This window comes from Frankia sp. AvcI1 (assembly GCF_001420875.1).
Taxonomy (GTDB): domain Bacteria; phylum Actinomycetota; class Actinomycetes; order Frankiales; family Frankiaceae; genus Frankia; species Frankia alni.
This window is the reverse complement of sequence record NZ_LJFZ01000034.1, coordinates 83,371-96,141: the sequence shown is the minus strand read 5'-3', so window position 1 is coordinate 96,141 and position 12,771 is coordinate 83,371. Positions and strand designations below refer to the sequence as shown.

Here is a 12,771-nt window from a genome sequence, read left to right as displayed (position 1 = left end):
GTGTATGGGGGTGGTGGTCGTGAGGTGCCGTTGTGGTTGGGGTCGTTGAAGTCGAATGTGGGGCATACGCAGGCGGCGGCGGGTGTGGGTGGGGTTATCAAGATGGTGATGGCGTTGCGGGCGGGGGTGTTGCCGCGGACGTTGTTTGTGGAGGAGCCGTCGCCGCGGGTGGAGTGGGTGGGGTCGGGGGTGGCGTTGTTGCGGGAGGAGGTGGGGTGGCCGCAGGGGGGTCGGCCGCGGCGGGTGGGGGNGTCGTCGTTCGGTATCAGTGGGACGAACGCGCACGTCATCCTCGAACAGGCACCCACCGACACCTCCGACACCTCCGACACCTCCGACACGACCGACACGCGCGACCGGCCCGACACGACCGAGTCGGCTGTGGACGCCGGCCCGGTGCCGCTGCTGCTGTCCGCGCGGACGGAGTCGGCGCTGCAGGCGCAGGCGAGCGCCCTCGGTGACCTGCTCGCCTCCGCGGGCGCGCCCGCGCTGGTCGATGTCGCGTTCACGTTGGCGCGCCACCGGACCCAGTTCACCGAGCGCGCGGCGGTGCTGGTCGACGCCGACACCGTCCTGCCGGCGCTGCGGGCGCTGGCCGGCGGGACCGCGCACCCCGCGCTCAGGCGCGGGCGGGCCCAGCCCGATCAGCGGCTGGCGTTGCTGTTCACCGGCCAGGGCTCCCAGCGGCGGGGCATGGGCGCGGGCCTGCTGGCGGCGTCGACGGCCTACGCCGCGGCCTTCGACGAGGTCGCCGCGCACCTCGACCCGCTGCTCGGCGTCCGCCTGCACGACCTCGTCGACGGTGACGCCGACCGGCTGCGCCAGACCCGGTATGCCCAGCCGGCGCTGTTCGCCCTGCAGGTCGCGCTGTACCGGATGGTCGAAAGCCACGGGCTCACACCGGACCTCCTGCTCGGCCATTCGGTCGGCGAGCTGGCCGCCGCGCATGTCGCCGGGATCCTGGGGCTGTCCGACGCCTGCGCCCTGGTCGCCGCCCGCGGTGAGCTGATGCAGTCCGCCCGCGAGGGCGGCGCGATGGCCGCGTTCGCCGCCACCGAGGACGAGGCCGGGGACCTGGTCGCCGAGACCGGCGGCCGGGTCGCCGTCGCCGCCGTCAACGGGCCAGCCTCGGTCGTGCTGTCCGGCGACGCCGACGCGGTGGACCAGCTCGTCGCGCGCTGGAAGGACGGCGGCCGCCGGGCCACCCGGCTCGCGGTCAGCCACGCCTTCCACTCGCCGCACATGGACGACGTGCTCGCACGCTGGCGCGCGGTCCTCGCCGAGGTCACGTTCGCCCCCGCCGCGACGTCGATCGTGTCCACCCTGACCGGCCGGATCGCCGACGCCGAGGAGATGTCCGGGGCGGACTACTGGCTGGAGCAGCTTCGCCGCCCGGTCAGGTTCGCCGACGCCGTCCGCGCCGCACACGGCGCGGGGGCGACCCGGTTCGTCGAACTAGGCCCCGACGGGTCGCTGTCCGCGATGGTGCAGGACACCGTGGACGAGGTCCTCGCCGTGCCCCTGCTGCACCCGCGGCGCCCCGAGCCGGCGTCCGTGCGCGAGGCGCTCAGCCGAGTGCACGTCGCCGGGACGGCGGTGGACCTCGTGCCGTTCTTCGCCGGCGGCCGGTACGTCGAACTGCCCACCTNCCCCTTCCAGACCAGGCGGTACTGGCTCAATCCCGCGCCCGAGCCGGCGCGGCCCACCGATCTGGGGCTGGACGGCACGCCTCACCCGCTGCTGGCGGCGGCGGTGGAGCTGCCGAACGGGGCCGGTTCGATGTTCACCGGCCTGCTCTCGTCGCACACGCAGCCGTGGCTGGCCGACCACCGGATCGACGGGCGCACCCTCGTGCCCGCGGCGGTGCTGCTCGAACTCGTCCGGGCCGCGGGCGCGTCCACCGGCCGGCCGGGCGTCGACGACTTCGTCGTGCACAGCCCGCTGGTGTTGGACGGCGAGGGGCAGGCCGCGTTCCAGGCGACGGTCGCGCCCTCCGGTGAGTGCGTCCTGCGGGCTCGCTCCGGCCGGCCGGACGGGCGCGCCGCGTGGACCACGTGTGCCACCGCGCTGCTCACCGACCTGGGCCCGGCGGGCGAGGCCCCCGGCCCGTCCGACGCCGGCTCCCGTGCACCCGCAGAATCGTGGGAGCGCAGAGGCGAGCGCCTCGACCTCGGCGACGCGACGGCCACGTACGAGCTGCTGGCCGAGCACGGCTATCAGTACGGGCCGGCCTTCCGCGGGCTGCGCGCGGCCTGGCGCGACGGCGGCACGCTGTCTGCCGAGATCGAGGTCCCGACGCCGGTCCTGGCCGACAGCGCGCACTACCACCTGCATCCGGTTGTCGTGGACGTCGCCCTGCATGTCCTGGCGCTCAACGACCTCGGCGGCCCGCGCTGGGTGCCGTACGCGCTTGACGGGGTCCGGCTGCATGCGGTGCGGGAGCGGCAGGCGCGGGGGGGACAGGCGCGCGTGCGGCTCGTGCCGGCCACGCCCGGCACCTACCGACTGGAGCTGACCGACCCGACCGGCGCCCCGCTGCTCACCGTCGCGCGGGTCCGGCTGCGCGCGCTGGCGTCGGCGGCCGAGCTGTACCGCCTGGGCTGGGAGCAGGCGGGGCCGGCGACCACGCCCGGCGCCGGCACCGTCATCGTCGGCGGGGCGGCGGACGCGGCGTTCGCCGACCTCGACGCGCTGCTGGGCGACGTCGGCGAGCCGCTGCCCGCCACGGTGCTGTTCGCGCCGACGCCTGGCGACGACCCCCGCGCCGCGGCGAACGCGGCCAGGCTCGCCGTCACCCGCTGGCTGGCCGACGAGCGGACGGCGTCCACCCGGCTGGTGTTCGTCACCCGGGGCGTCGCGACGGCTGCAGGTGAGGCTGCGGACCCGGTCGTCGCCGCCGTGTGGGGCCTCGTTCAGGCCGCGCAGGCGGAGCATCCGGGCCGCTTCGCGCTGCTCGACGTGGGCCAGGCCGGATCGGTCACGGTGCCCGACCAGTGGGCCGCCGTGGACCGGGCCGCGATCCGTGACGCCACGGTGTTGGTCCCAAGGCTGGACCCGGTGGACGCGGCGGACCTGGCGGACGCGGCGGACCTGGCGGACGCGGCGGACCTGGCGGAATCGGCAGACCTGGCGGAATCGGTCGACGCGGCGGAACCGGTGGAGCCGGCGGGTTCGGCGGCTTCGGCGGCTTCGGCGGGTTCGGCGGGGCAGGTCGACGGCGGCGGGGCGTCCGGTCCGCTGCTGCCGCGCAGCGCCGCGGGCGGACGCGTGCTCCTCACCGGCGGCACCGGTGCCCTGGGCCGCGAGCTCGCGCGTCACCTCGTGCAACGTCATGGTGTACGCAACCTTGTGCTGGTCAGCCGGTCCGGTCCGGCGCATCCCGACGCCGCCCGCGTCGAGGCGGAGCTCGCCGGGCTCGGGGCCCGCGTGCTCGTCCTGGCCTGCGACGTGACCCGCCGCGAGGACCTGGCCGAGCTGATCGCCGGCCTCGACGCCCCGCTGAGCGCGGTGATCCATGCGGCCGGGACGACCGAGGACGCCGTCGTCGAGCGGCTCTCGGAAGCCGCCGTCGACGCGGTGGTCGCCGTGAAGGCCCTCGCGGCCCGGCACCTCGACGAGCTGACCCGTGGCGACGAGCTGGACGCCTTCGTGCTGTTCGGCTCGATCGCCGGGATCCTCGGCACCGCCGGGCAGGGCAACTACGCCGCGGCGAACAGCGCCCTCGACGCGGTCGGCCACGAACGTCGCCGGGCTGGGCTGTCCGCCCTGACCATCCACTGGGGTCGGTGGGAGGTCGACACCGGGATGGCCGGCGGGCTCACCGAGCGGGACCTGGCTCGACTTGAACGCGCCGGCATCGGGTCGATGACCGTGGCGGAGGGNCTTGCGCTGTTCGACCGGGCGCTGCGCGCCGGCGTACCGTCGGTCGTCGCGGCGAACCTCCATCCGCGTGCGATCGGGCGGCTCGGGCGCTCCGGCGAGCCTGCGACTCGCGCTCGGGCGCCACTCGCGGCGGTTGCGGCGACGCAGGCCGACGTCGCCGGTCTGGTTCTGGACACGGTGGCCGAGGTTCTCGGCCACCCCAGTCGGGCGGACATCGACGCCGACCGGGCGTTCGTCGAGCTCGGGTTCGACTCGTTGATGGCCGTCGACCTGCGTAACCGCCTCACCGCCGCGTTCGGCGTCCGGCTGGCGAGCACGGTGGTGTTCGACCATCCCAACCCCACCGCGCTGATCCGGCTCATCGCCAGTCAGCAGGGTGGCACGGAACCGGAGGCTGCCGGCGCCGAGGCGGCCGGCGCGGCACCGGCGGGCGGGCCGGGGCGGACCGGCGAGGACCCGATCGCGATCGTCGGGATGGCCTGCCGTCTCCCCGGCGGCGTGCGCACGCCGGACGAGCTGTGGCGGCTGGTCACCGCGGGCACCGACGCGATCACCGAGTTCCCCGACGACCGGGGTTGGGACCCCGACCTGTTTGATCCGGATCCCGAGCGGCCGGGCACCTCCTACGTCCGCCATGGTGGCTTCCTGCACGACGCGGCCGAGTTCGACGCGGAGTTCTTCGGCATCAGCCGGCGGGAGGCGCTCGCCGTCGATCCGCAGCAGCGGTTGCTGTTGCAGACCGCCTGGGAGGCGGTCGAGGACGCCGGGATCGATCCGGCGTCCCTGCGCGGCACGTCGTGCGGGGTGTTCATCGGCGTCATGTACTCCGACTACGGGGCGCGGGTCCACCAGCGTCGCGGCGGCGCGCACGAGCTGGAGGGATATCTGGTCAGCGGCAGCGCCGGCAGTGTCGCCTCCGGGCGGGTGTCGTACGTCCTCGGGTTGGAGGGCCCGGCGGTGACGATCGACACCGCGTGCTCGTCCTCGCTGGTCGCGATGCACGACGCCGCCCGGTCGCTGCGCCTGGGTGAGAGCAGCCTCGCGCTGGTGGGCGGCGTGACCGTGATGGCAAGCCCGGCGACCTTCGTCGAGTTCAGCCGGCAGCGGGGGCTCGCGCCGGACGGCCGATGCAAGCCGTTCTCGGCCGCCNCGGACGGCACCGCCTGGGCGGAGGGCGCCGGGGTGNTGGTACTCGAACGGCTCTCCGACGCGCGCCGCCACGGCCACCGGGTGCTCGCGCTGATGCGTGGCTCCGCGGTGAACCAGGACGGCGCGAGCAACGGCCTGACGGCGCCGAACGGCCCGTCACAGGAGCGGGTGATCCGGGCCGCGCTGCGCGACGCGGGACTGCGGGCCGCCGACGTCGACGTGCTGGAGGCACATGGCACGGGGACTCGGCTCGGCGACCCGATCGAGGCGGGTGCGGTACTGGCGACCTACGGCCGGGACCGCGACGAGAACCGCCCCCTGCTGATGGGCTCGCTCAAGTCGAACCTCGGCCACACCCAGGCCGCGGCGGGCGTGGCCGGGGTCATCAAGCTGGTGCTGGCGATGCGCAACGGCGCCGTGCCCGCCACCCTGCACTTCGACCGCCCGAGCGGGCACATCGACTGGTCGCAGGGCACCGTCACGGTGCCGACCACGCTGCTCCCCTGGCCCGACTCGGGCCGGCCACGCCGCAGCGCGGTGTCGTCGTTCGGTATCAGCGGCACCAACGCCCACATCGTGCTCGAGCAGGACGCCGAGCAGATGACCGGGCCGGGCTCCGAGGAGGTCCACCCGCAGATCCCCGAGCCGAGGCCGGAGCATGGCGTCAGCGCGGCCGGGGGAACAGCCCCCGGCGAGGCCGGTCCCGAAACGCCGCTGCTGCCCTGGGTGCTCAGCGCGCGCACCCCGGACGGGCTGCGCCGGCAGGCGGTTCGGCTGCGGCAGCACCTGCTGGACGAACCCGGTCAACGGGCCGCCGACGTCGCCCTGTCGCTGGCGACCACCCGCAGCGCGTTCGAGCACCGGGCGGTCGTGCTCGGCCGCACCCGCGAGGAGCTGATCTCCGGCCTCGAACGGATCGCCACACTCGATGCGATCGCCGGTCCCGGGCCGGTCGAGGTCGTACCCCCCGGCCCGTCCGGGGCGCTCCCGCTGGTGTTCGCCGGCCAGCCGGTGACGGGCGCGATGGCCGTGTTGTTCAGCGGTCAGGGCAGCCAGCGTGTCGGCATGGGAACCGGCCTCTACCAGGCGTTCGGGGTGTACGNGGCGGCGTATGACGCGGTGTGCGACGAGTTCGCCCGGGTCGCGGGCCTGAACGTGCGTGCGGTCGTCACCGGCGCGCAACCGGGCCGGCTCGACCAGACCAGGTACACCCAGGCCGCGCTGTTCGNCGTCGAGGTGGCGCTGTTCCGCCTGCTGGAGTCCTGGGGCCTGCCGGCCGATCTCGTCGCCGGGCACTCCATCGGCGAGCTCGCCGCCGCGCACGTCAGCGGGGCGTTGCGGCTGGCCGACGCCGTCACGCTGGTGGCCGCCCGGGGTGGCCTGATGGACGAGCTGCCCGGNGGTGGCGCGATGGTCTCGGTGCGCGCCTCCGCCGACGAGGTACGCAGCCTCGCCGAGCAGGCCGCGTTGCGGGTCGACCTCGCGGCGGTCAACGGCCCGCGGTCGGTGGTGATTTCCGGGGACGAGACCGAGGTCGTGGAGCTGGCCGCCCGCCTGGCCGAGCGGGGCCACCGCACCCGGCGGCTGTCCGTCAGCCATGCGTTCCACTCGGCCCGGATGGACCCGATGCTCGAGCGGTTCCGGGACGCGGCCGGGCGGCCGGCCACCGGCCCGATGACCCGCACCCTGGTGTCCACCCTGACCGCGCGTGAGGTCGATGCGCCGACGCTGGGTTCGGCCGGGCACTGGGTGGATCAGGTCCGCGGGACCGTCCGGTTCGCCGACGCGCTGACCCGGCTGCGAGAGCTGGGCGCCGCCACGTTCCTGGAGGTCGGGCCGGACGCCGTGCTGGCCCCGTTGGCCGACGACTGNGAGCTCGGCGACGGCGTCGTGGCCCTGGCCGCGCTGGACCGACGCCACGGCGAGCTGGCGGCGATCGGGTCGTTCGTCGCCCGGGCGTTCATCGCCGGCGTGCGGTGGGACTGGCGGGNGCTGTTCGGCGACGACGCGGTGACCGTCCCGCTGCCCACCTACGCCTTCGCCCGCGAGCGGCTCTGGCTCGACCCGCCGGCCGAGCCCGCCACCGCCGCCGCGCTCGGCATGGACGAGCCGGACCACCCGTTGCTCTCGGCGGCGGTCGAGATGCCGGGCGGCGCGCACAGCGTGTACACGGGGGTGCTCTCGACGCGGCGCCAGCCATGGCTGGCCGACCACGCGCTGCACGGCGCACCGCTGCTGCCCGCCGCCGCGGTCGTGGACCTGTTCGGCTGGCTGGCCGGCCGGGTGGGCACGACCGCGGTGGAGGAGCTGACGCTGCTCGCCCCGGTGCTGCTCGGCGGCGGCGACGTGCGGCTGCGGGTCACCCTGGAGCGCACACCCGACGGTGCCACGGCCCGCATCTTCGGTCGGGTTCCCGGCGCCGAGGACTGGACCCTGCACGCCCAGGCCAGCCTCGTGGCCGCCGCCGACGCGGGCGGTCCGGCCGCCGGCGAGCCCTGGTCGGGCGAGCCGTCGCCGGCGGCGCGGCCGGTGGACGTCACCGGGGTCTACCCGGCCCTCGCCGAGCGGGGCTACGACTACGGGCCGTCCTTCCAGGGCCTGCGGGCCCTGTGGCGCGACGGCGAACACCTGGTGTCCGAGGTGGACGTCGCCGGCGGCGGGCCCGCCGAGCTGCTCGACGCGGCGCTGCACGGGTGGATCGTCGCGGCGGGGGAGGGCGAGGACCGCGACGACGGCACCATCGACGTTCCCCACACCTGGCGCGACATCCGCGTGCACGGGGCGCACGGCGTCCCGACCGGCCCGCTGCGGGTCCGGGTCACACCGACCGGCGCGACGTCGTTCTCCCTTGCCGCGGTGGACACCGCGGGCAGCCCGGTGTTCTCCGTGGGCGAGATCGCCCTGCGGCCGGTCGAGGAGTCCCTGCTGCGGGGGGCGGGGGCCGGGGCCGCGCCACCGTCGGCGTACGAGGTGGACTGGGCGCCCGAGACACTCGTACCGGCGCCGGCGCCGGCACCGCGCGGCGTCACCGTGCTCGACCTCGGCGCCGACGCCGCCGAGCTCCGCCTGCCCTTCCCGATCGTCACCGACGCCCGCGAGGTCACCGAGCCCGCCGGCGACCCCGGTGCGGGCCCGCAGGTGCTGGTCGCCGTCGTCTCGCCCGGTGGGGCGCCGGACGGCGACGTCCCCGGCCCGCACGGCGACCCGGCGACCGCGGCGCGAGCGGGGATCGAGGTGGTCCGGGAGCTGATCGTCGCAACCGCCGAGCAGACCAGTCTGGTCGTGGTCACCCGCGGCGCGGTCGCGGCCGGCGGCGGCGACGCGGTACCGCGCCTGTCGGACGCGCCGGTCTGGGGGCTGGTGCGCACCGCGCAGGCCGAGTACCCGGGGCGGATCAGCCTGATCGACGTCGACGGGCGGCCGGACTCGCTGGCGCTGCTTCCCGACGCGATCGCGGCCCGGCCCGCCCAGCTCGCGCTGCGCCGCGGCCGAGCGTACCGGCCGCGGCTGCGGGCGGTGCCCAGCCCCGGCCCCCGGCCGGGACCGCGGCCGGGCACCGGACGGTTCGGCGCCGGGACGGTGCTGGTCACCGGGGCGGGCGGGGCCCTCGGCGGGGTGGTCGCCCGCCAGCTCGCCCTCGCGCACGGCGCGCGGCACCTGCTGCTGGTCAGCCGGCGCGGCGACGCGGACCCCGGGCTGCACGCGCTCGCCGGCGAACTGCGCTCGGCGAGCGTGCAGGTGACCGTCGCGGCCTGCGACCTCGCCGACCACGACGCCGCGCAGGCGCTGCTGGCCGGCGTCGGCACCGAGCATCCGCTCACCGCCGTGGTGCACGCGGCCGGCGNCCTCGACGACGCGATCCTGGCGGGCATGACCGCCGAGCAGGTGGACCGGGTGCTACGGCCGAAGATCGACGCGGCCTGGAACCTGCATCGCCTCACCGCCGGGTCGGGGCTGGACGCCTTCGTGCTGTTCTCCTCGATCGCCGGGATCGTCGGCAACGCCGGTCAGGGTGCCTACGCCGCGGCGAACACCTTCCTCGACGCCCTCGCCTCGCACCGTCGGGCCGTGGGGCTACCGGCGACCTCCCTGGCGTGGGGGCCCTGGGAGACCGGGATGGCCGGCGAGCTCGCCGCCGCCGACCGATCCCGGCTCGGCCGGCTCGGCCTGCTCCCGCTCACCGTGGACGAGGGCCTCGCCCTGCTCGACCAGGCCCTCCTCGACCAGCCGCCACTCGACCAGCCGCCACTCGACCAGCCGCCAATCGACCAGCAGCCACTCGACCAGGCCCTGCTCGATCAGCCCCTGCCTGACCGGGGCTCGGGCGGGACGGCGGCGCTGCTCGTGCCCGCCCGATTCGACCCGCGCGCCCTGGCCCGCCGGGCCGGTCAACTGCCGGCGGTCCTGACCGATCTGGTGCCGGCGACCGCCGGCGCGTCGGCACCCGCCGGACCGGTCGCGTCCGGAGAGTACGGCGGGGCCGACGGGGTCGGCGGTGCTGGTGGTGCCGCCGCGGCCCGGCCGGTGCGGCTGCCGCAGACGGTGGCGGGCCTCGACGCGGCTGCGGCGCGCAGGATCGTCGAGGAAGCCGTGCTGGCCCGGATCGCCGAGGTGCTCGGGCTTGGCGGGCGGGCCGCAGTGCCGGCGGACCGAGGGCTGTTCGACATCGGACTCGACTCCCTGACCGCGCTGGAACTGCGCAACCGGCTCAGCGAGGACGTCGGACTGCGCCTACCCACCACGCTGCTGTTCGACCATCCGACCGCCAGGGCGTTGACCGATCATCTGGTGGAGCTGTGCGCCCCGGCGCAGGCCGCGTTGGATCTGGCCGCCCTGGACGGGCTGGTCGCCACCACCGCGGGGCTACCCGCCGACGACGAGCGGCGCGGTGATCTGGTCCGGGCGCTGNGCGCCGCACTCGGAACGCTCGGCGCCGGGGAAAACAACGCCGACGAACGAGCCTTTGGAATGGATTCAGCCTCCGATGATGAGATTTTCGGGTTGCTGGACCGCGAGCTGAAGGACTGAAGGGAAAAGGCGCGGGCGATGTCGAACGAAGAGATGTCGAACGAAGAACGGTTGCGGGGCTATCTCAAGCGCGCAACAAACGAGCTGCTCGCCACCCGCGCGAAACTGGAGAACGTCGAACTTGCCGCGCGGGAACCGCTGGCGATCGTCAGCATGGCCTGCCGGTATCCGGGGGGCGTGCGCACTCCCGACCAGTTGTGGGATCTCGTTTCCGCACAGACGGACGCCGTGACGCCGTTTCCCACCGATCGCGGCTGGCCGCTGGACGAGCTCATCGACCCCGCCGGCGACACCCCCGGCACCAGCTATGCCGGCGAGGGCGGCTTCCTGCACGATGCCGCGGACTTCGACGCGGACCTTTTCGGGATCAGCCCGCGGGAGGCCCTGACCATCGACCCGCAGCAGCGCCTGCTGCTGCAGACCGCGTGGGAGGCACTGGAGCGGGGCGGGCTCGACCCGCGGTCGCTTTCCGGTGCGCCGGTCGGGGTCTTCGTCGGGCTGATGTACTCCGACTACGGTTCCCGGCATTCCCGCGCGCCGGAGGGCTTCGAGGGCTTCATCGGCACCGGCAGCGCCGGCAGCATCGCCTCCGGCCGGCTGGCCTACACGTTCGGGTTCGAGGGGCCCGCGGTGACCGTCGACACGGCCTGCTCATCCTCGCTCGTGGCGCTGCACTACGGCGCGCAGGCGATCCGCCGGGGCGAGTGCTCGCTCGCGCTGGTCGGCGGTGTGACCGTCATGGCGACCCCGGCGACCTTCATCGAGTTCAGCCGCCAGCGCGGCCTGTCCCCGGACGGCCGCTGCAAGGCGTACGCGGCCGGCGCCGACGGCACCGGGTGGGGCGAGGGCGTCGGCCTGGTGCTGCTCGAACGGCTCTCCGACGCCCGGCGCAACGGCCATCCGGTGGTGGCGGTGCTGCGGGGTAGCGCGATCAACTCCGACGGCGCGAGCACCCAGCTCTCCGCGCCGAACGGGACGGCGCAGCAGCGGGTGATCCGGGCCGCCCTGAGCGACGCCGCCCTGGCCGCGTCCGAGGTGGACGCCATCGAGGGGCACGGCACCGGCACGGGCCTGGGCGACCCGATCGAGGCGAACGCGCTGCTGGCCACCTACGGGCGGGCGCACACCCGGGATGACCCGGCCTGGCTCGGCTCGCTGAAGTCCAACATCGGTCACACCCAGGCCGCCGCCGGCATCGGCGGCGTGATCAAGATGGCGCTCGCGATGCGGCACGGCCGGCTGCCGGCCACCCTGCACGTGGACGCCCCCACCCCCCACGTCGACTGGGACTCCTCGGCGGTCAGCCTGCTCACGCGGTCGATCGCATGGCCGTCGCGCGAGCGGCCCCGACGGGCCGCGGTCTCCTCCTTCGGAATCAGCGGCACGAACGCGCACGTCATCCTGGAACAGGCGCCCGCGCCGGACGGCGGGCAGGCCGTGGCCGAACCGGCAGGAGCCGGGAGTGAGCCGGCAGGAGCCGGGAGCGAGCCGGCGGCGAGCGGCCCGCGGATCGACCCGGACGCGCCCGGGCCACAGCAACCCGGGCCGGTGGCCTGGGTGGTCAGCGGGCATACCGCCGAGGCGCTCGACGCCCAGCTCGGGCGGCTGCGCGGGTTCCTGGCGGACCATCCCGAGGCCGACCCGGCGGACGTGGCGCACACCCTCGCGCACGGCCGCGCCGCGCTGGAGCACCGTGCGGTCGCGGTGGGGACGAGCCGCGTCGAGCTCGACGAGGTGCTCGACGCCCTCGAACATGACCTCCCGACGACCCGAGGGGCCCGCGGCGAGGCGATCACCGCGGGCCGCCCGGTGTTCGTCTTCCCCGGCCAGGGTTCGCAGTGGGTGGGCATGGCGGCCGGGCTGCTGGAGACGTCCGAGCCGTTCCGGACGGAGCTGGACCGCTGCGCGCGGGCGCTGGCGCCCCACGTCGACTGGGACCTCAGGGAGGTGCTCACCGGCGACGGCGCGGCGTTGGAGCGCGTCGACGTCGTGCAGCCGGCGCTGTTCGCGGTGATGGTGTCGCTGGCCGCGGCCTGGCGGGCGCTGGGCGTCGAGCCCGCCGCCGTGGTCGGCCACTCCCAGGGCGAGATCGCCGCGGCCTACGTCGCCGGTGCGCTGGAGCTGGCCGACGCGGCGGAACTGGTCGCGGTGCGCAGCAGGGCGCTCGTCGAGATCGCCGGCACGGGTGCCATGGCATCGATCGACCTGCCGGAGTCCGCCGTGCGCGCCCGGCTCCTCCCCGGCATCGACATCGCCGCGCTCAACGGCCCGAACGCCACCGTGGTGGCGGGGCAGCCCGCAGCGGTGGCCGCCCTGGTCGAGGGCTGCACGGCCCAGGGCGTGCGGGCCCGGCTCATCCCGGTCGACTACGCGTCGCACTCGGCCGCGGTCGAGCCCCTGCGGGACCGCCTGCTGGCCGCCTTCGCCGGGGTGCGACCGCGTTCGGCGGGTGTCGAGTTCCTGTCCACGGTCACGGCGAGCCGGATCGACACGGCGGAGCTCGACGCCGCTTACTGGTACCGCAACCTGCGTGAGCCGGTGCGGCTGGCGGAGGCGGTCGCGGCGCTCGCCGAGGCCGGTCACCGAGTGTTCCTGGAGGTCAGCCCACATCCGGTGCTCGTCGCCCCGGTGCGTGAGGTGCTCGACGGGCTGGCCGAGCCGGCGCGGGCGCTCGCCACGTTGCGTCGCGACCACGGCGGCGTCGAGCAGCTN

3 pseudogenes are annotated in these 12,771 nt (G+C 75.6%); all 3 read left to right on the top strand.

What is annotated here, in order from left to right:
* Window positions 1–7,131 precede the first annotated feature (7,131 nt).
* Window positions 7,132–8,875 (top strand): annotated as a pseudogene (locus tag UK94_RS76560) (polyketide synthase dehydratase domain-containing protein); the annotation flags it as partial.
* A gap of 1 nt (window position 8,876) precedes the next feature.
* Window positions 8,877–9,939, top strand: a pseudogene (locus UK94_RS76555) (beta-ketoacyl reductase); the annotation flags it as partial.
* A gap of 138 nt (window positions 9,940–10,077) precedes the next feature.
* Window positions 10,078–12,770: pseudogene (locus tag UK94_RS66760) on the top strand (type I polyketide synthase); the annotation flags it as partial.
* Window position 12,771: the final 1 nt, after the last annotated feature.